We start from the raw sequence: 19,455 nt of genomic DNA on the forward strand, positions 1-19,455 counted from the left end.
ATGAGCAACCACAGCGGACGTGGCCAGGTGACAGGGCTTCCGGCATGGGACCGGTGCGCGGTCATGGGGGTCGTGAACGTCACCCCCGACTCCTTCTCCGACGGCGGCCGCTGGTTCGACACGACGGCCGCCGTCAAGCACGGCCTCGTCCTCGTCGCCGAGGGCGCCGACCTCGTCGACGTCGGCGGCGAGTCCACCCGCCCGGGCGCCACCCGCGTCGACGAGGACGAGGAACTGCGCCGGGTCGTCCCGGTCGTCCGCGGCCTCGCCGCCGAAGGCGTCGTCGTCTCCGTCGACACCGTGCGCGCCTCCGTCGCCGCCCAGGCCCTCGCCGCCGGCGCCGCCCTCGTCAACGACGTCAGCGGCGGCCTCGCCGACCCCGACATGATCCCCGTCGTCGCCGACTCCGGCGCCCCCTTCGTCGTCATGCACTGGCGCGGCTTCCTGGAGGGCGGCAACGTCAAGGGCGTGTACGACGACGTCGTCCGCGAAGTCCTCGACGAACTGCACGCGCGCGTGGACGCCGTCCTGGCCGGCGGCATCTCCCCCGACCGCGTCGTCGTCGACCCCGGCCTCGGCTTCTCCAAGAACTCCGAGCACGACCTGGCGCTGCTCGCCCACCTCGACCGGCTGCACGCCCTGGGCCACCCGCTGCTCGTCGCCGCCTCCCGCAAGCGGTTCCTCGGCCGGGTCCTGGCCGGACCCGAGGGGGCACCCCCGCCGGCCCGGGAGCGCGACGCGGCGACGGCCGCCGTCTCGGCGCTCGCGGCGCACGCCGGCGCATGGGCGGTGCGCGTGCACGAGGTGCGCGCCACGGCGGACGCGGTACGGGTCGCGCGCGCCATAGAGGAGGCGCGCACCGGAACGAACGCGCCGGGCGCACAGGCCACGCAGGCCACGCAGAACCTTCCCCACCGCGCAGAAGGAGCCCGGTGAGCGCCCCCCACACCGACGTCGAGCAGGTCGAGGCGGCCAACACCGCCTTCTACGAGGCACTGGAGAACGGCGACTTCGAGACGGTCTCCTCCCTCTGGCTCACGCCCGCCGACCTGGGCGTCGACGAGGAGTACCACGACCCGGCCGACAGCGGCGTGATCTCCTGCGTGCACCCGGGCTGGCCGGTGCTGACCGGCCGCGGCGAGGTCCTGCGGTCGTACGCGCTGATCATGGCCAACACCGACTACATCCAGTTCTTCCTCACCGACGTGCACGTCTCCGTCACCGGCGACACCGCCCTGGTGACCTGCACGGAGAACATCCTCAGCGGCGGTCCCGCCCCCGAGGGCAGCCAGGAGCTCGGCCCGCTGGTCGGGCAGCTGGTCGTCGCCACGAACGTGTTCCGGCGCACCCGGGACGGCTGGAAGCTCTGGTCCCACCACGCCTCCCCGGTGCTGTCCGAGACCGACGAGGACGAGGAAGACGACACGCCCTCCTGAGCACGGCACACCCTTCCGGGCCCCTCGCGGCCCAGAAGTGGCTGGAATCACGAACTCGCGAGTAGGCAAGGCCACCGGCCCATGAGCCGCCGGGTTCTCCAGGGGAAACACGCGATGAACCCTGCCGCGCCCCGGCGGCCCCCCAGGCCCCGTACCCCGGCTCTGTCAGTGCTCGCAGGTAGATTCGTGTGTGGCCGGTCCGTCGCCCGCACGCGATGCCGCCCGGCCGCCACACCGACGATTGCAGGAGTGATTCGCGTGGATCGTGTCGCGCTGCGCGGCCTGAGGGCCCGCGGGCACCACGGTGTCTTCCCCAAGGAGCGCGAGGAGGGCCAGACCTTCATCGTGGACCTCGTCCTTGGCCTGGACACCCGGCAGGCGGCGGCCGACGACGACCTGGCGAAGACCGTGCACTACGGCGTCGTGGCCGAGGAGGTCGTCGCCGTGGTCGAGGGGGAGCCGGTGAACCTGATCGAGACGCTCGCCGAGCGGATCGCCCAGGTCTGCCTCAAGCACGAGGGGGTAAGAGAGGTCGAGGTGCAGGTCCACAAGCCGGACGCGCCCATCACCGTCCCCTTCGACGACGTCACCGTCACCATCACCCGGAGCCGAGTATGACCGCATCCTCCCTGCGGGGTCCCAGCGACCCGACCGTCCAGCCGGTGCCCGCCTCCGTCGTGGAGCAGGTCGACGCCGCCGACACCACCCTGTCCAACCCCAAGCGAGCCGTGGTCGCCCTCGGCTCCAACCTCGGCAACCGCCTGGAGACCCTCCAGGGCGCCATCGACGCGCTGGAGGACACCCCGGGCGTCCGCATCAAGGCCGTGTCGCCGGTGTACGAGACCGAGCCGTGGGGCGTCGAGCCCGGCAGCCAGCCGACGTACTACAACGCGGTCGTGGTGCTGAAGACCACCCTCCCGCCGTCCTCCCTGCTGGAGCGGGCGCACGCGGTCGAGGAGGCGTTCAACCGGGTGCGGGACGAGCGCTGGGGGCCGCGCACCCTCGACGTCGACATCGTCGCGTACGCCGACGTCGTCTCCGACGACCCGCAGCTCACGCTCCCGCACCCGCGCGCCCACGAGCGCGCCTTCGTGCTCGCGCCCTGGTTCGACATCGACCCCGAGGCCCTGGTGCCCGGCCGCGGCACGGTCGCGGAGCTGCTGGCCGCCGTCACCCGGCACGGTGTGGAAGCGCGCGGGGACCTGGAACTCCGACTGCCCGAGTAGTCGTTAAGGTCGAGACGACCACATCGCTGCGGGGGAGCTGAAGGAACACAGTGAAAGAGCTGCGGATCAGGGTGCTGGCCGGCGTCTTCGTCGTGGCCGGAGTGCTGTCCTGGGCGGGCGCCCGTCTCTGGAACGCGGTGGGGACCCTGCCCAGCGTGCCGGTGGCCGCGCCCATCGTCCTCGCGCTGATCGCCGTGGTCCTGCTCTCCACGGCGCTCTCGTTGCGCGCCCGCCTCAAGGCCCAGCGCGAGCGCCGCCCCGGCGCCAAGGGCGTCGACCCCCTGATGGCGGCCCGCGCCGTGGTCTTCGGCCAGGCGAGCGCCCTGGTCGCGGCCCTGGTCGCCGGCATGTACGGCGGCACGGGCGTCTTCCTGCTGGAGCTCCTCGACCTCCCCACCCGCCGCGACCAGGCCCTCTACGCGGCCTTCTCGGTCGTCGCCGGCATCGCCGTGATAGCGGCGGCGATGTTCCTGGAGCGCGTGTGCAAGCTCCCGGAGGACGACGACAACAACCACAGCGGGGCCGAGCCGGTCGCCTGAGCCCCGCTCTCCAAAGGGTCAGCGCGCCAGTATCAGGCTCATCGCCTCGGCTCGGGTCGTGGCGTCCCTGAGCTGGCCGCGGACCGCCGACGTCGTCGTCTTGGCACCCGGCTTACGGATCCCGCGCACCGACATGCACATGTGCTCGGCCTCGACCACGACGATCACGCCCCGGGCCTCCAGGATCCGCATGAGCGAGTCCGCGACCTGCGTGGTGAGTCGTTCCTGCACCTGCAGGCGGCGGGCGAACACCTCGACGAGGCGCGCGAGCTTCGACAAGCCCGTGATCTTGCCGGTCTCCGCCGGGATGTAGCCGACATGGGCCACACCATGGAACGGCAGCATGTGATGCTCGCACAAGCTTACGATTTCAATGTCCTTCACCAGGACCATCTCGTCGTGCCCGAGGTCGAACGTCGTCGTCAGGACCTCCTCGGGCGACTGGTGATTCCCCGCCAACAGCTCGCGATAGGCCCGCGCCACCCGTGCCGGAGTCTCCCGGAGGCCCTCGCGGTCCGGGTCCTCGCCGACCGCGAGCAGAAGTTCGCGTACGGCGTTCTCGGCGCGTTTCTCGTCGAACTCGCCGATGGTGCCCTCGCCGTCCAGGGTCACGGGGTCGGTCATCTGGGGTGCCTCGTTCCTTCGGGGCGGCGCACGTGGGCCGCGCGCCTCATCTGCGGGCATACCGAAAAGCCGCGCCCCCCAGGCTAGAACCTGGGGGGCGCGGCATCCATTCCGAGCCGGGTGAGGCCGGTGTGAGTCAGCTCTCGGGTCGGTCCTCCGGGGCCTTCTCGACCGCGGTGGCGGACTCGACCGCCGTGGACTTCACCGTGCTGATCGCCGGCGTCGAGCCGTTCGCCCCATTGGTCAGTGCGAGCTCCTTGGGGGAGAGCACCGGCGGGCGGGTGGACGGCGTACGGCGGGAGGAGCCGGTCCAGGCGGGCCGTGCGGGCCGCTTGTGGATCGCCGCGAAGACCTCGGCGATCTCCTCCTTGTTCAGGGTCTCCTTCTCCAGGAGCTGGAGAACGAGGTTGTCGAGGACGTCGCGGTTCTCGACCAGGATCTCCCAGGCCTCGTTGTGCGCGTTCTCGATGAGCTTCTTGACTTCCTCGTCCACCAGGGCGGCGACCTCTTCCGAGTAGTCGCGCTGGTGGGACATCTCACGGCCGAGGAAGGGCTCGGTGTTGTCGCCGCCGAACTTGATCGCGCCGAGACGCTCGGTCATGCCGTACTGCGTGACCATCGCGCGGGCGGTGGCCGTGGCCTTCTCGATGTCGTTGGCTGCGCCGGTGGTCGGGTCGTGGAAGACCAGTTCCTCGGCCGCGCGGCCGCCCAGCATGTAGGCGAGCTGGTCGAGCATCTCGTTGCGCGTGGTCGAGTACTTGTCCTCGTCCGGCAGGACCATCGTGTAACCGAGGGCGCGGCCGCGGGACAGGATCGTGATCTTGTGGACCGGGTCGGAGTTCGGCGAGGCCGCCGCGACCAGGGCGTGACCGCCCTCGTGGTACGCGGTGATCTTCTTCTCCTTGTCCGACATGATCCGGGTCCGCTTCTGCGGGCCCGCGACCACGCGGTCGATCGCCTCGTCGAGCATCTGGTTGTCGATGAGCTTGCGGTCGCTGCGGGCCGTGAGCAGCGCCGCCTCGTTCAGCACGTTCGACAGGTCCGCGCCGGTGAAGCCCGGCGTGCGGCGGGCGACCGCCGCGAGGTCGACGTCGGGCGCGACCGGCTTGCCCTTCTGGTGGACCTTGAGGATCTCCAGACGGCCCTGCAGGTCCGGCGGGTCGACCGCGATCTGGCGGTCGAAACGGCCGGGGCGCAGCAGCGCCGGGTCGAGGATGTCGGGCCGGTTCGTCGCGGCGATGAGGATCACGCCGCCCTTGACGTCGAAGCCGTCCATCTCCACGAGCAGCTGGTTCAGCGTCTGCTCGCGCTCGTCGTGACCGCCGCCGAGGCCGGCGCCGCGGTGGCGGCCGACCGCGTCGATCTCGTCGACGAAGACGATCGCCGGGGCGTTCGCCTTGGCCTGCTCGAAGAGGTCGCGCACTCGGGAGGCACCGACACCGACGAACATCTCGACGAAGTCGGAACCGGAGATCGAGTAGAAGGGGACCCCTGCCTCGCCGGCCACGGCACGCGCGAGCAGCGTCTTGCCGGTGCCGGGACGGCCGTAGAGGAGCACGCCCTTGGGGATCTTGGCGCCGACGGCCTGGAACTTGGCCGGCTCCTGCAGGAACTCCTTGATCTCGTGGAGTTCCTCGACGGCCTCGTCGCAGCCCGCGACGTCCGCGAAGGTCGTCTTCGGGGTGTCCTTGGTGATGAGCTTCGCCTTGGACTTGCCGAAGTTCATGACCCGGGAGCCGCCGCCCTGCATCTGATTCATCAGGAACAGGAAGACGACCACGATGAGGACGAAGGGCAGCAGGGAGAGCAGGACGCTGACGAACGCGTTCTGCTTGGTCGGCGCGACGGTGTAGCCGTCGGGGATCTGCTTGTCCTGGTACTTGGTCTGCAGCGTGTTGGCGATGGTGACGCCCTGGTCGCCGATGTAGCTCGCCTGGATCTTCGAGCTGCCGTCGACCTTCTCGCCGTTCTTGAGCGTGACCTTGATGGTCTGCTCGTCACCGGTGGTCAGCTTGGCCGATTCCACCTTGTTGTCATTGATCGCCGCCACGACCTGGCCGGTGTCCACCGTCTTGTAGCCGCCGGACGAGCCGACGACCTGCATCAACACGACCACGGCAAGGACGGCCAGCACGATCCACATGACCGGCCCACGGAAGTATCGCTTCACGTCCATCCATACGGAGCGATTAGCCCCGTCCCTCCTGCCATAGTGAGTTTGATAAGACAGTTCTTCTGACGGTACCCCAGCATTGTGGCCCGAAGTCGCACGAAGCTGCTCGGACGGCTGGTGAACCCGTCTCTGCATGCTCCAACGGCGCGAAACCCGCTGGGGTTCCCGATCGTCTTACGTAAGTGGACCCTCCGGCGTATCAGCCGGGGGTCAGCCGCCGTAGACGTGAGGCGCGAGCGTACCGACGAACGGGAGATTGCGGTACTTCTCGGCGTAGTCGAGGCCGTAGCCGACGACGAACTCGTTGGGGATGTCGAAGCCGACCCACTCGACGTCGATGGCGACCTTGGCCGCGTCCGGCTTGCGCAGCAGGGTGCAGATCTTCAGGGTCTCGGGCTCACGGGAGCCGAGGTTGTTGATCAGCCAGGACAGGGTCAGTCCCGAGTCGATGATGTCCTCGACGATCAGGACGTGCTTGCCCTTGATGTCGGTGTCGAGGTCCTTGAGGATCCGCACCACACCGGAGGACTGGGTGCCCGCGCCGTACGAGGACACGGCCATCCAGTCCATGGTGACGGGGGTGGACAGCGCCCGGGCGAGGTCCGCCATGACCATCACGGCGCCCTTGAGGACTCCGACGATGAGCAGGTCCTTGCCCGCGTACTCCGCGTCGATCTTCGCGGCCAGCTCAGCCAGCTTCGCGTCGATCTCTTCCTTGGTGATGAGCACCTGCTGGAGGTCGGCACCCATGTCTTTCGCGTCCACCCGCATCACTTTCGGTCGGTCGTCCCACCGGCCTACCCGGCCCTTCGGAGGAGCGCCGAGGAGCTCTCCGTGAGGTCGGGATTCAGCCTTGCCGAATCACCAGTCTGCCACCCTGGCGCTGGGCGACGACTTTGCCGGGGAGATTGATGGCTCCCTGGCCGCGCCAGCCGGTGATCAGGCGGTCGACTTCCTCGATGTGCCGGGCGAACAGGGAACCGGCCGGTGCGCCCGCCTCGATGGCGGCCCGGCGCAGGATCCGGCGGCGTACCGCGGGGGGCAGGGCGTAGAGCTTGGCGCACTCCAGCAGGCCTGCGGCGTCCCGTACGGAGGCCTCGGCCTGGCTGGCCCAGGTGTCGAGGGCGTCGGCGTCGTCGCGGGAGAGCTGGGCGGTGCGGGCGAGCGCCTCGACGACGCCTTTGCCGAGGGCCTTCTCCAGGGCGGGCAGGCCCTCGTGGCGGAGCCGGGAGCGGGTGTACGCCGGGTCCGCGTTGTGAGGATCGTCCCAGACGGGGAGGGCCTGGACCATGCAGGCCTTGCGGGCGGTCTGCCGGTCCAGCTGGAGGAACGGACGGCGGTAACGGCCGCCGGCCCCCGAGACCGCGGCCATTCCGGACAGGGAGCGGATGCCGGAGCCGCGGGCGAGGCCGAGCAGGACGGTTTCGGCCTGGTCGTCTCTGGTGTGGCCGAGCAGGATCGCGGTGCCGCCGTGCCGTTCGAGAGCGGCGTCCAGGGCGGCGTAGCGGGCGTCGCGGGCGGCGGCTTCGGGTCCGCCGTCGCGGCCGACGGTCACGGTGATGGACTCGACCGGGTCGAGGCCGAGTTCGCGCAGTCGCAGGGCGACTTCGTCGGCGCGCAGGTCGGAGCCGGGCTGCAGGCCGTGGTCGACGGTGACGCCGCCCGCGCGGATGCCGAGCTTGGGGGCTTCGAAGGCGAGGGCGGAGGCGAGCGCCATGGAGTCGGCGCCGCCGGAGCACGCGACGAGGACGAGCGGGGAGGGGGGCCGCTCGTTCGGTGTCTGCTCCGGGATCTCCGGGATCGCCTGGATGCCGCCGACGGGGCGTGCGAGGCGCGCGCCGACGCGCTCACCGGCGCGTTCGCCGGTGGTACGGCTGTGGGGGCTGCGGCTGCTGTGGTCGGTGAGGATGTCGTGGAGGACGCGGCGGACCGCCAGGCGTATCGCCGCGACCGCAGGATGGGGACCCATGTCCGGTTCCCTTCATGAAGTTTTCGGGGGGTGAACCCGAGATCGGTCACTCAGAGTGTGTAGATGGTGACAGAGACGGGCCGTTCCCCGAGCATCGCACGCCTACCCATCGCTCACGGTCCCTCGGACGGGTGATTGGAGGGGCGTTCGCCTGCCGTCGGCCGGTTTCGGTTCACCACACATCCGCTGGTTCACGACTCGGCCTTGCGGTGCACCCTCGCGACCCAGTCCGCCGGTTTGGCGATCTCCGCCTTGGTCGGCAGGGTGTTCGGGGAGGTCCACACCCGGTTGAAGCCGTCCATGCCGACCTGGTCGACGACGGCCCGCACGAAGCGTTCGCCGTCCCGGTACTGACGGAGTTTGGCATCCAGGCCGAGCAGCTTGCGCAGGGTCATGTCGAGCCGGGAGGCGCCCTTGGCGCGCCGCTGCTGGAACTTCTCCCGGATCTCGGCGACGGTCGGCACGACCGCGGGTCCGACACCGTCCATGACGAAGTCGGCGTGGCCCTCCAGGAGGGACATCACGGCGGTGAGCCGGCCGAGGATCTCGCGCTGGGCGGGGGTCTGCACCAGTTCGACGAACGACCGTCCGCCGTCGTCCTCCTCGGCCTCGGGGCGGCTGCCGGCGAGGGACTGGGCGGCGTCCCGGATGCGTTCGAGGACGGTCATCGGGTCGACGTCGGTCTCCGAGAGGAACGACTGGATCTCGCCCTCCAGATGGGCGCGCAGCCAGGGCACCGCCGAGAACTGGGTGCGGTGCGTCTCCTCGTGCAGGCACACCCAGAGGCGGAAGTCGTGGGGCTGTACGTCGAGTTCGCGCTCCACGTGGACGATGTTGGGGGCGACCAGCAGCAGCCGGCCGCCGCCGTGCTCGTCCGCCGGGAGGTCGCGGGAGGAGGGGGCGAAGGTCTCGTACTGGCCGAGGACCCGGGACGACAGGAACGACAGGAGCATGCCGAGCTCCACGCCGGTGACCTTGCCGCCGACCGCGCCGAGGACCGTGCCGCCGGGGGTGCCGGCCCGCCGCTCCTGCATCTTGTCGAGCAACGGCTTGAGGAGTTCCCGGAACCCGGCGACGTTGGCCTTCACCCAACCGGGGCGGTCCACCACCAGAACGGGGGTGTCGTGCACGTCGTCGGTCCCCATACGAGTGAAGCCCCGGACGTGTTCCTCCGAGGCCTTCGCGTGCCGCCGCAGCTCCGCGACGATGACCCGGGCCTCGTCGCGGCTCACCTCGGGCCCCGGCCGCACGAGCCGCGTCGCGGTCGCCACCGCGAGATTCCAGTCGACCATCCCAGAAGAAGCAGCGCCACCGATGCTCGTCATGCGTCAACCGTACGTTAGCGCTCCCACTTGGGGCAGGCCGTGGAGGTTGGTGAGGTTGGCGTGACTTGTGCGGTGGGGCGGGGTTGGGGTGCTTGCGTCGGCAGGGGCGGGCGTCGGTTTCGCGGTGCCCGGCGCTGTCGGCCGTGCCCACCCGTTCCGCCCTGCGGAACGCCTGCCCACGGCGGTTGAGGAGCGGCCGCGCCACGGCGGTGCCGCGGGCGGCGGGCCGGGGGCGGAGGCCGTGGGCAGCGGACGGGGGCGGTGGACGGGGGCGGTGGACGGTGGGCGGTGGCGGACGGGGGCGGTGGGCGGTGGTGGGCAGCAGGCGGTGTTACAGGCCCGCGAGGGCCGTTGCCGTTTCGTCCAGGGCTTTCTGGGCCTCCGTCGGGCTTGTCGTGTTCGAGGTCAGGAAGGCGAAGGCCAGGAGGCGGCCGTCCTTGTCGACGACCGTGCCCGCGAGGGTGTTGACGCCGGTCAGGGTGCCGGTCTTCGCGCGTACGACGCCCGCCGCGCCGTCCGTGTAGCGGCTGGTCAGGGTGCCCGTGAAGCCGGCGACGGGGAGGCCGGTGAGGACCGCGCGCAGGCCCGGCCGGTCGGCGTCGGCGGCCTTGACGAGGAGGGCGGTGAGGAGGTTCGCCGTCAGCCGGTCGTCGCGGTTCAGGCCGCTGCCGTCGTGGAAGGAGGCGCCGGTCATCGGCAGGCCCAGCTTGGTCAGCTGGGCGTCGATCGCGGCCGCTCCCCCGTCGAAACTCGCCAGTTTGCCGCTCGCCAGCGCGGTCTGGCGGGCCAGGGCCTCGGCGATGTCGTTGTCGCTGTTGGTCAGCATGCGCTCGACGATCGAGGACAGCGGCGGCGAGGAGACGGTGGCGAGGGTCTCGGCCCGGCTGCTCGCCTTGGAGGTGCCCGGTGCCGAGGTCTTGATGCCGGCGTCCGCCAGGAAGCCCGCGAACTTCCGTGCCGCGTCGGCCGCCGGGTCGCTCACCCGGAGCACGGGTCCCTCGACGGAGTCGTTGGTGCGGCCCTCGTCGGCCGTCAGGGGGCTCACGCGCGCGAGGTTGTCGTTGACGCCGATGGAGTGCAGGTCGGGGCCGGAGTAGAGCGTGGTGTCGTACGAGAGGGTGACCTGTTTGATGCCCCGCGCGGTCAGCGACTTCGCCGTCTCGGTGGCGAGGGTGCGCAGGCTGGCCCAGCCCGCCGCGTCCTTGCGGGCGGTCAGGGTGGGGTCGCCGCCGCCGACCAGGACGACCTCCCTGGTGCCGGGTTCGAGGGCCACGCGCGTGGTGATGCGGTGGTCGGCGCCGAGGGCGGAGAGGGCGGCGACGGCGGTGGCGATCTTGGTGGTGGAGGCGGGGGTGAGGGCGGTGTCGGCGCCGGAGCCGTACAGGCGGCTGCCGGTGGCCACGTCGACGACCACGGCGGTGCGGGTGCTGCCGAGCGCCGAGGAGCCCAGCAGGGGTACCAGGAGGTCCCTGACGGCCGTTCCGGAGATTCCGGCGGACTTTCCGGCGGGCGCCGACTTCACGGTGTTCGTGGCGCTGCCCAGGCCCGTCAGGACGGATCCGGCGCTGGGCGCGGGGCTGGGCTCGCCGTCGGCTGTGACGGAGTCCGCACCGGAACCGTGATCTGTGCCACCCGTCCGCTCCAGGGCGGCGGCCCGGTCCCGCTCGGCCGTACGCTGGCCGTCGGCGTCCCAGGGGCCCGCCGCGGTCACCACACCGGCGGCCAGCGCGAGCCCGGCCGTGGCGGCGCCCGCGGTGTACTGCCAGGTCCTGAGGGTCCGAGATCGAGGTCGAGGGGAGCGGACCAGGGTGGCCAGCCGGGGTCCCGTCGCGCGCGTGACGCGTGCGAGTCGTGGTCCCACTGCCCGCCACAACCGCGCGATCTGCGGTTTCGTGGCGGTCGCAAGGCGGGCCAGACGCGGTCGCACGGCCCCCGCGATCTTCCGCACACGCGATTTCGCGGACTGCCAAGGCCTCAGCTCTGGCACGACCACCAGCCCCTTTCGCGATCACACACCAGCGTGAGGGACACTTAACCACCAGAACTATGTGTTGATCATGGAGGAGCCACCGGTGGAGTTCGACGTCACGATCGAGATCCCGAAGGGTTCGCGGAACAAGTACGAGGTGGACCACGAGACCGGTCGGATCCGCCTGGACCGTCGTCTCTTCACCTCGACCGCCTACCCGACCGACTACGGCTTCGTCGAGAACACCCTCGGCGAGGACGGTGACCCGCTGGACGCGCTGGTCATCCTGGACGAGCCCACCTTCCCGGGCTGTCTCATCAAGTGCCGCGCGATCGGCATGTTCCGGATGACCGACGAGGCCGGCGGCGACGACAAGCTGCTGTGCGTCCCGGCCACCGACCCGCGCGTGGAGCACCTGCGCGACATCCACCACGTGTCGGAGTTCGACCGCCTGGAGATCCAGCACTTCTTCGAGGTCTACAAGGACCTGGAGCCCGGCAAGTCCGTCGAGGGCGCCAACTGGGTGGGCCGCACCGACGCCGAGGTCGAGATCGAGCGGTCGTACAAGCGCTTCAAGGAGTCGGGCGGTCACTGAGACCACCCCGCCCGGTCAGTGACCGGGAAACGGGCCGCACGCACGCGTGCGGCCCGTTTTTCGTGTCCGCTGTGTGGTCACGCGCATACTGAGGCTTGCGTGGCAGATGTCGGCAGATGTCGTTCAGGGAGCGTTACGACGGTGACGGAGGCGGAGGACCGCAAGCCCCGGTCGGACGAGGCGCGGTACGACCCGGAGATCACGTCCGAGTTCGCGGTTCCGGCGGGCATCGCGGTCCCCGAGGGCGGCGGCGAGTCCGAGTCCACGTCGGAGTTCACCGTGCCTCAGGGGCTGGTGGCGCCGCAGCCGGTGAGCGGCGAGCCGGAGGGGTCGGCGTTCAGCACGCCGCGCACCTACAGCGCCGACGACGCCCCGCCCGCCTTCACGCCCGCCTCCGGGTTCCCCATGGTCAGCCTCGTCAAGGACGCGCCCTGGCAGGACCGGATGCGCACGATGCTGCGCATGCCGGTGACCGAGCGGCCGGCGCCGGAGCCGGTGCAGAAGGCCGAGGAGGAGGGCGGCCCCGCCGTCCCGCGCGTGCTCGACCTGACGCTGCGTATCGGTGAGTTGCTGCTGGCGGGCGGGGAGGGTTCGGAGGACGTGGAGGCCGCGATGTTCGCGGTCTGCCGGTCGTACGGCCTCGACCGGTGCGAGCCGAACGTCACCTTCACGCTGCTGGCGATCTCGTACCAGCCCTCGCTCGTCGACGACCCGGTGACGGCGTCCCGGACGGTGCGGCGGCGCGGGACCGACTACACGCGCCTCGCGGCCGTCTTCCGGCTCGTGGACGACCTCACCGACCCCGAGACCCATGTCTCCCTGGAGGAGGCCTACCGGCGGCTCGCGGAGATCCGCCGCAACCGGCACCCGTACCCCGGCTGGGCGCTGACCGCGGCGAGCGGGCTGCTCGCCGGGGCCGCCTCCGTGCTCGTCGGCGGTGACCTGCTGGTGTTCGTGGCGGCCGCGGTCGGCGCGATGCTCGGTGACCGGCTGGCGTGGCTGTGCGCGGGGCGCGGGCTGCCGGAGTTCTACCAGTTCATGATCGCCGCGATGCCGCCGGCCGCGATCGGGGTCGCCTTCTCGCTCGCCCACATCGACGTCGCGGCGTCCGCCGTCGTCACCGGCGGGCTGTTCGCGCTGCTGCCCGGGCGGGCCCTGGTCGCGAGCGTCCAGGACGGGCTGACCGGCTTCTACATCACCGCCTCCGCGCGCCTGCTGGAGGTCATGTACTTCTTCGTGGGCATCGTCATCGGGGTGCTGACGGTCCTGTACTTCGGCGTGAAGCTGGGCGGCCGGCTCAACCCCGACGTGGCGCTGAACACCTCCGAACGGCCGCTGCTGCAGATCGCCGCGTCCATGGTGCTGTCGCTGACCTTCGCGGTGCTGCTCCAGCAGGAACGATCCACCGTGCTGGCCGTCACCCTCAACGGCGGCGTGGCGTGGTCCGTCTACGGCGCGATGCACTACGCCGGGGGGATCTCGCCGGTCGCCTCCACGGCGGTGGCAGCCGGGCTGGTGGGGTTGTTCGGGCAGCTGCTGTCGCGGTACCGGTTCGCGTCCGCGCTGCCGTACACGACGGCGGCGATCGGGCCCCTGCTGCCGGGGTCGGCGACCTATTTCGGGCTGCTGTCGATGGCTCAGAACGAGGTCGACAAGGGGCTGGTGTCGCTGGCCAAGGCGGCGTCCTTGGCCATGGCGATCGCCATCGGGGTCAATCTGGGGTCGGAGATCTCCCGGCTGACCCTTCGGGTGGGGTCGGCCGGGAAGCGTAGCGCTGCGAAGCGGACCAGGGGGTTCTGAGCGCCGTCAGTGGGGACCGATGAGGTGCGTCGGCGGGTGCGGGTGCGTAGGGGCTTGTCGCGCAGTTCCCCGCGCCCCTTACGGGGCGCATTCCGCTTACGGCGCTCCGTAGTGGTCCTCGGTGTACGGGTTGTGCTGTTGGCCGTAGCCGTTCTGGCTGTAGCCGCCCTGGTCGTAGTAGGGCTGCTGGCTGTAGTGCTGCTGGCCGTACTGCTGGTGAGGCTGCTGGTCGTACTGCTGCTGGGGCTGCTGGGGCTGCTGGGGGGTGTACGTCGGCTCGATGCGGCGGAGCTGGGTCGTCGCGTCGTCCATCGTCGGCGGGGCCGGCTGCTGCTGGAGCGGCTGCTCCGTGCGGGCCGCCGCCTTCTTGTCCTTCGCGCGGGCCCGCAGGAACTCGATGACGATCGGGACCACCGAGACGAGGACGATCAGGATCAGGATCGCCTCGATGTTGTTCTTGACGAAGTCGATCTTGCCGAGCCAGGAGCCGAGCAGGGTGACGCCGGCGCCCCACATGACGCCGCCGATGACGTTGAAGGTGAGGAACGAGCGGTAGGCCATGCCGCTGACGCCGGCGATGATCGGGGTGAACGTGCGGATCACCGGCACGAAGCGGGCCAGGATCAGGGACTTCGGGCCGTGCTTCTCGAAGAACTCGTGTGCCTTCGTGACGTTCTCCCGCTTGAAGAGGCGGGAGTCCGGGCGGTTGAAGAGCGACGGGCCGACCTTCTTGCCGAACATGTAGCCCGCCTGGTCGCCCAGGATCGCGGCGACGCAGATCAGGGCGACGGCACCCCACAGCGGGAAGTCCAGCTGGTTCGAGGTGATCAGCAGGCCGCAGGTGAAGAGGAGCGAGTCGCCCGGGAGGAAGAAGCCGATCAGGAGGCCGGACTCGGCGAAGACGACCAGGAGCAGGCCCCAGATACCGAACGAGTCGAGAAGTTGGTTCGGGTCCAGCCAGCTCGGGCCGAGGGCGAGCGTCATCACGGTTCCGGGCTCCAGAGGGGGAAGGCACGTCGGGATCCTTGTGCGGGCGCACAAAGCTATCAACGTAATGTGTCCGCCCCAGGTTCCACCGGTGGAACCTGGATGGACTGTGCCCGGCCTGGGGAATGGCTGTGGACATGGGTATCGAAGAGTACGGCGGCGGTCAGGGACCGCAGGCCGATGTGCTGGTCGTCACCACGAACGACGTTCCCGGGTACCGGGTGCGGGAGGTCATCGGCGAGGTCTTCGGGCTGACCGTGCGCTCCCGGCACCTGGGCAGCCAGATCGGCGCGGGTCTGAAGTCGATGATCGGCGGTGAACTGAAAGGGCTGACGAAAACGCTTGTCCAGACCCGCAACCAGGCCATGGAGCGGCTGATCGAGCAGGCACGCGCGCGTGGTGCCAACGCCGTGCTGGCCTTCCGGTTCGACGTGACCGAGGCGGCGGACGCGGGGACCGAGGTCTGCGCGTACGGCACCGCCGTCATCCTCGACAAGGAGTAGCCGGAGCGCCCTGTCACACCGTGTGCCGGGCCGCGTTCGCCTCGATCGCCTCCTTCAGGTGCTCGGCCAGGCCCGGGGCCATCGAGTCGTAGAAGGCCTTGAAGCGCTCGTCGGAGACGTACATCGCGGCGAGGCGGCGGTGCATCTCGGGCGGGCAGTCGTAGAACCAGGCCGAGATGTGCCGCCGGTGTTCCTCGGCCATGTCCATGGCCGGTTCACCGGCCGGCGGCTCGGCCGCGGTCACCAGGGCGGCGTAACGCTCGCTCCAGTCGTCGACCTCGGCCTTCATGCGCTGCCAGTCGGCCTTGGTGTAGCGGGCGGCCCGGCGCTGCGACTCGGCGTAGGCCTCGGTGCCGCCCCAGCGCTGCTCGGCCTCCTCGGCGTACTGCTCGGGGTCCTTGTCGCCGAAGACCTCGAAGCGTTCCTCCGGGGTGAGGTTGATACCCATCCTGCGTGCCTCCATGGCGTGTTCCACGGCCGCGGCCATCTTCTGCAGCGTCTCGATCCGGGCGGTCAGCAGTTCGTGCCGGCGGCGCAGGTGCGCGCGCGGGTCCGCTTCCGGGTCGTCGAGCAGGGCCGCGACCTCGTCGAGCGGGAAGCCGAGCTCCCGGTAGAACAGGATCTTCTGGAGCCGGTCGAGGTCGGCGTCGCCGTAGCGCCGGTGGCCGGCGTGGCTGCGCCCGCCCGGGACCAGCAGGCCGATCTCGTCGTAGTGGTGCAGGGTGCGCACCGTGACCCCGGCGAATCCGGCGACCTGTCCGACGGAGTAGCTCAAGTCCGCTCCTTTCCGCGCTCCACCCTGGGTCCTCACGTCACGTGAGGTGCAAGCCCGTTTCGATCGGCGACCTTCGGGATGTTGCGTCGGTTTTGCCCGCTTATCGTGGGCCCGTGGCCCAGGACACCGCGCAGCAGGCGCTTCCCACCCCGCCCGCGGCTCCCGCGCGTGCCCTGCTGCCGCTGATCCTGCCCGCACTCGTCGTCGGCGTCTGCAGCAGTCTGCTGTTCATGCTGGTGAGCTCGCTGGCCGAGCGGTTGCAGCACGTGCTGTGGACCGACCTGCCGGCCGCGCTCGGCATCGGGCGGTACTCCGTGCTGTGGATGCTGGTGATGCTCACCGCCACCGGGATCGCGGTGGGGCTGGTGGTGTGGAAGGTGCCCGGGCACGCGGGGCCCGATCCGGCCACCCTGGGCCTGGAGGCGGTGGCGCTGCCGCCGGCCGTGCTGCCGGGGCTGGTGCTGGCGACCGTGCTGATGCTGGCGGGCGGGCCGAGCCTCGGTCCGGAGAACCCTCTCATCGCGGTCAATGTCGGGCTCGCGCTGTGGCTGGGGCGGCTCGCGATGCCCCGGCTGCCGGGCTCGCTGTGGCCCGCGCTGGCCGACGCGGCGACGCTCGGCGCGCTGTTCGGGACGCCGGTGGCGGCGGCCCTGGTGATCTCCGAGGCGCTGGCCGGGAAACCGCTGAAGGGGGCGCTGTGGGACAACCTCTTCGGGCCGTTGATGGCCGCGGGGGCGGGCGCGATGACGACCGCCCTGGTGTCCCGTCCGACCCTGGACCTCGGGCTGCCCGCGCTCGGCCGCCCGCACTGGCCCGATCAGCTGGCGGCCGTCGTGGTCGCCTCCGCGGCCGCGCTGCTCGGCATGTGCGCCGTGTACGCCTTCCCGTACGTCCACGGCGTCTTCCGGCGCCTCGCGCACCCCATGGTGGCCCTTCCGGCCGGCGGGCTGGTGCTCGGCCTTCTGGGGGCGCTGGGCGGCCATCTGACGCTCTTCAAGGGGCTGGACGAGGTCGCGGAGCTGGCGAAGGACCCGGAGGGCTGGTCCGCCGGGCAGTTCGCCGTGATGACGGTCGTCAAGCTGGCCGCCCTACTGGTGGCCTCGGCCTGCGGTTTCCGCGGTGGCCGGATCTTTCCGTCGGTGTTCATCGGCGCCGCCCTCGGGCTGTGCGCCCACGCCCTGGTGCCCGCGGTCCAGCCCTCGGTGGGCGTGGCGGCGGGAGTGCTGGGCATGCTGTTGGCGATCACCCGCCAGGGCTGGGTGAGCCTGTTCACGGCCGCGGTGCTGGTGGCCTCGCCCAGCATCATCGCGTTGCTGTGCGTCGCGTCGCTGCCCGCGTGGCTGCTGGTGACCGGGCGGCCGAGAATGCAGTTGCGGGCGGACGGTACGGCCCTGCGCTGATCCTTGTGAATTCCCTCATGCCGTTCAGGAGGCACTCTTCATGCCGCTCCACAAAGGCTCCCAGAAGCACCAAGAGCGACCCATGTCCGTCAACCCGTTCTTCGGTGAGGCGAACCCGGTCGCCGGCATGGCCGAGGCCCCGCCCACGCACCGGCTGCCGGACGGCCCGCTGCCGCCCTCGACCGCCTACCAGCTGGTTCACGACGAGCTGATGCTGGACGGCAACGCCCGGCTGAATCTGGCCACTTTCGTCACCACGTGGATGGAGCCCCAGGCCGGGATCCTGATGGCGGAGTGCGACGACAAGAACATGATCGACAAGGACGAGTACCCGCGCACCGCCGAGCTGGAACGGCGCTGTGTGGCGATGCTCGCCGACCTGTGGAACGCGCCGGATCCGGCCGGCACCATCGGCTGTTCGACGACCGGCTCCAGCGAGGCCTGCATGCTGGCCGGGATGGCGCTGAAGCGGCGCTGGATGCAGCGCAACAGCGACCGCTATCCGGGAAGCGCCCGCCCGAACCTCGTCCTGGGCATCAACGTGCAGGTCTGCTGGGAGAAGTTCTGCAACTTCTGGGAGGTGGAGCCCCGGTTCGTGCCCATGGAGGGCGACCGCTACCACCTGGACGCGCAGGCCGCCGCCGACCTCTGCGACGAGAACACCATCGGGGTGGTCGCCATCCTCGGCTCCACCTTCGACGGGTCGTACGAGCCGGTCGCCGACCTCTGTGCCGCTCTGGACGCCCTCCAGGAGCGCACCGGAGTCGACGTCCCGGTGCACGTGGACGGCGCGTCCGGCGGGATGATCGCGCCGTTCCTCGACGAGGACCTGGTGTGGGACTTCCGGCTGCCGCGCGTGGCGTCGATCAACACCTCGGGGCACAAGTACGGGCTGGTCTACCCGGGCGTCGGCTGGGCGCTGTGGCGGGACAAGGAGGCGCTGCCCGAGGAACTGGTCTTCCGGGTCAACTACCTGGGCGGCGACATGCCCACCTTCGCCCTCAACTTCTCCCGCCCCGGCGCCCAGGTCGTCGCGCAGTACTACACCTTCCTGCGGCTCGGCCGGGACGGCTACCGCGCGGTGCAGCAGGCGTCCCGGGACGTGGCCGTCGGGCTCGCCGAACGCATCGAGGCGCTCGGCGACTTCCGGCTGCTGACCCGGGGCGACGAGTTGCCCGTGTTCGCCTTCACCACCGCCGACCACGTGACGGCGTACGACGTCTTCGACGTGTCGCGGCGGCTGCGCGAGAACGGCTGGCTGGTGCCGGCGTACACCTTCCCGGCGAACCGGGAGGACCTGTCGGTGCTCCGGGTGGTGTGCCGCAACGGCTTCTCGAAGGACCTGGCCGACCTGTTCGTCGAGGACCTGTCCCGGCTGCTGCCGGAACTGCGCCGGCAACCGCACCCGCTGACCCATGACAAGGGTGCGGCCACCAGCTTCCACCACTGAGCGCTCTGCTGGAGGGTGCCGCGATGTGCCCCGTCCGCCGTCTGCGGCGCCGTTGTGGCTGGTCGCGCAGTTCCCCGCGCCCCTTACGGGGCGCTGTCAGACCTAGGCGGACTGTTCCAGCGCCACGAGTTCGAAGGCGGTCTTCCCGTCCAGGGACTCGCGGATGATGTCGGCGTGACCCGCGTGGCGGGCGGTCTCGCGGATCAGGTGGAGGCAGACCCAGCGCATGGAGACCCGGCCCTCCGGCGGGAACCAGGGCTGCGGCGGGAGCGGGAAGGTGTCGTCGAGGCTGGGGACCGAGCGGATGAACTTCTCGGTCTCGGCGGCGACCTGCTCCCAGTACGCCAGCTGCGAGGCCACCGTCTCGTCGCCGACCAGCTGGAAGGTCTCGTGCCAGTTCGACTGGTCCCGCTCGATCGCCGGCGGCTCCTGCTTGGCGCGGGCGATCCAGCTCTGCTCGACCTCGGCGGCGTGCTTGAGCAGGCCTGCCAGGGACAGCTGGCTCACGCTCGGCCTGCTCGCCGCCTGCTCGTCCGTCAGGCCGAGCAGCGCCCGGCGGATGCCGCCGCGCTGTTCCTCGATGAAGGAGAGCAGTGCTCCGCGCTCGTCGCCCTGTACTTCCGCGCGAACGTGAGTGACCATGGCCGGCCGCCTTTCCTGGGTCGTGTTTCCCTGACACGACCG

Annotated in this window: 19 protein-coding genes; 10 read left to right on the forward strand and 9 right to left on the reverse strand. The window is 70.7% G+C overall.

Annotated elements, in window-relative coordinates; all coding sequences use genetic code 11:
* The 5 genes from folP to SSP29_RS08365 all read left to right on the forward strand — a co-directional run bounded on the left by folP (position 1) and on the right by SSP29_RS08365 (position 3,201).
* Positions 1-936: a dihydropteroate synthase gene (gene folP / locus SSP29_RS08345; RefSeq protein ID WP_150133770.1), complete on the forward strand. Its 936-nt coding sequence runs from the start codon at positions 1-3 to the stop codon at positions 934-936.
* The gene (locus SSP29_RS08350) at positions 933-1,436 is read left to right on the forward strand and encodes a nuclear transport factor 2 family protein (protein WP_089099919.1); all 504 of its coding nucleotides are present in this window, start codon (positions 933-935) and stop codon (positions 1,434-1,436) included. The genes folP and SSP29_RS08350 overlap by 4 nt, the downstream gene beginning before the upstream one ends.
* Before the next feature lie 258 nt (positions 1,437-1,694).
* Positions 1,695-2,054: a dihydroneopterin aldolase gene (gene folB, locus SSP29_RS08355; RefSeq protein WP_089099920.1), complete on the forward strand. Its 360-nt coding sequence runs from the start codon at positions 1,695-1,697 to the stop codon at positions 2,052-2,054.
* Positions 2,051-2,662 (forward strand): 2-amino-4-hydroxy-6-hydroxymethyldihydropteridine diphosphokinase, encoded by a 612-nt coding sequence (folK, locus tag SSP29_RS08360; RefSeq protein WP_089099921.1) that lies wholly within the window; start codon positions 2,051-2,053, stop codon positions 2,660-2,662. Before folB ends, folK begins: the two co-directional genes overlap by 4 nt.
* 50 nt (positions 2,663-2,712) lie before the next feature.
* Complete coding sequence (locus SSP29_RS08365) at positions 2,713-3,201, forward strand: DUF3180 domain-containing protein (protein ID WP_089099922.1); 489 nt, start codon at positions 2,713-2,715, stop codon at positions 3,199-3,201.
* Between the two features lie 18 nt (positions 3,202-3,219).
* On the opposite strand, the gene folE is transcribed toward SSP29_RS08365, so the two are convergent.
* From folE to dacB, 6 genes are all read right to left on the reverse strand, one after another.
* Complete coding sequence (gene folE / locus SSP29_RS08370) at positions 3,220-3,825, reverse strand: GTP cyclohydrolase I FolE (RefSeq protein WP_089099923.1); 606 nt, start codon at positions 3,823-3,825, stop codon at positions 3,220-3,222.
* Between the two features lie 136 nt (positions 3,826-3,961).
* A complete protein-coding gene (gene ftsH / locus SSP29_RS08375; RefSeq protein WP_089099924.1) occupies positions 3,962-6,001 on the reverse strand; it encodes an ATP-dependent zinc metalloprotease FtsH in 2,040 nt (679 codons plus the stop codon).
* Between the two features lie 207 nt (positions 6,002-6,208).
* The gene (hpt, locus tag SSP29_RS08380; RefSeq protein WP_046730905.1) at positions 6,209-6,769 is read right to left on the reverse strand and encodes a hypoxanthine phosphoribosyltransferase; all 561 of its coding nucleotides are present in this window, start codon (positions 6,767-6,769) and stop codon (positions 6,209-6,211) included.
* Positions 6,770-6,845: 76 nt separating this feature from the next.
* Positions 6,846-7,967, reverse strand: coding sequence for a tRNA lysidine(34) synthetase TilS (gene tilS / locus SSP29_RS08385; protein ID WP_089099925.1), 1,122 nt, complete (start codon positions 7,965-7,967; stop codon positions 6,846-6,848).
* 191 nt (positions 7,968-8,158) lie between these two features.
* The gene (locus SSP29_RS08390) at positions 8,159-9,292 is read right to left on the reverse strand and encodes a zinc-dependent metalloprotease (RefSeq protein WP_089099926.1); all 1,134 of its coding nucleotides are present in this window, start codon (positions 9,290-9,292) and stop codon (positions 8,159-8,161) included.
* A gap of 331 nt (positions 9,293-9,623) precedes the next feature.
* On the reverse strand, positions 9,624-11,240 hold the full coding sequence (gene dacB / locus SSP29_RS08395; RefSeq protein ID WP_245883049.1) for a D-alanyl-D-alanine carboxypeptidase/D-alanyl-D-alanine endopeptidase: 1,617 nt from the start codon (positions 11,238-11,240) through the stop codon (positions 9,624-9,626).
* 124 nt (positions 11,241-11,364) lie between these two features.
* Here dacB and SSP29_RS08400 point away from each other — a divergent pair, with 124 nt between their 5' ends.
* Both SSP29_RS08400 and SSP29_RS08405 read left to right on the forward strand, forming a co-directional pair.
* Positions 11,365-11,856, forward strand: coding sequence for an inorganic diphosphatase (locus tag SSP29_RS08400; protein WP_089099927.1), 492 nt, complete (start codon positions 11,365-11,367; stop codon positions 11,854-11,856).
* Positions 11,857-11,997: 141 nt separating this feature from the next.
* Positions 11,998-13,656 carry a threonine/serine exporter family protein gene (locus SSP29_RS08405; RefSeq protein WP_089099928.1) on the forward strand — a complete coding sequence of 553 codons (1,659 nt, stop codon included), beginning with the start codon at positions 11,998-12,000 and terminating at the stop codon, positions 13,654-13,656.
* Between the two features lie 96 nt (positions 13,657-13,752).
* On the opposite strand, the gene SSP29_RS08410 is transcribed toward SSP29_RS08405, so the two are convergent.
* Positions 13,753-14,643: a DedA family protein gene (locus SSP29_RS08410; protein ID WP_089099929.1), complete on the reverse strand. Its 891-nt coding sequence runs from the start codon at positions 14,641-14,643 to the stop codon at positions 13,753-13,755.
* 137 nt (positions 14,644-14,780) lie between these two features.
* On the opposite strand from SSP29_RS08410, the gene SSP29_RS08415 reads away from it, so the two are divergent.
* Positions 14,781-15,146 (forward strand): YbjQ family protein, encoded by a 366-nt coding sequence (locus tag SSP29_RS08415; RefSeq protein ID WP_089100702.1) that lies wholly within the window; start codon positions 14,781-14,783, stop codon positions 15,144-15,146.
* A 13-nt stretch (positions 15,147-15,159) separates the two neighbouring features.
* Here the strand turns inward: SSP29_RS08415 and SSP29_RS08420 are convergent, their stop codons facing one another.
* Entirely contained in the window at positions 15,160-15,921 is a 762-nt protein-coding gene (locus SSP29_RS08420; protein WP_089099930.1) for a MerR family transcriptional regulator, read from the reverse strand.
* A gap of 113 nt (positions 15,922-16,034) precedes the next feature.
* On the opposite strand from SSP29_RS08420, the gene SSP29_RS08425 reads away from it, so the two are divergent.
* Positions 16,035-17,321 carry an ion channel protein gene (locus SSP29_RS08425; RefSeq protein WP_089099931.1) on the forward strand — a complete coding sequence of 429 codons (1,287 nt, stop codon included), beginning with the start codon at positions 16,035-16,037 and terminating at the stop codon, positions 17,319-17,321.
* 40 nt (positions 17,322-17,361) lie between these two features.
* A complete protein-coding gene (gene gad, locus SSP29_RS08430) occupies positions 17,362-18,771 on the forward strand; it encodes a glutamate decarboxylase (protein WP_089099932.1) in 1,410 nt (469 codons plus the stop codon).
* 102 nt (positions 18,772-18,873) lie between these two features.
* On the opposite strand, the gene SSP29_RS08435 is transcribed toward gad, so the two are convergent.
* The gene (locus tag SSP29_RS08435) at positions 18,874-19,413 is read right to left on the reverse strand and encodes a DinB family protein (protein WP_089099933.1); all 540 of its coding nucleotides are present in this window, start codon (positions 19,411-19,413) and stop codon (positions 18,874-18,876) included.
* Positions 19,414-19,455: the final 42 nt, after the last annotated feature.

The organism is Streptomyces hyaluromycini (assembly GCF_002217755.1).
Taxonomy (GTDB): Bacteria; Actinomycetota; Actinomycetes; order Streptomycetales; family Streptomycetaceae; genus Streptomyces; species Streptomyces hyaluromycini.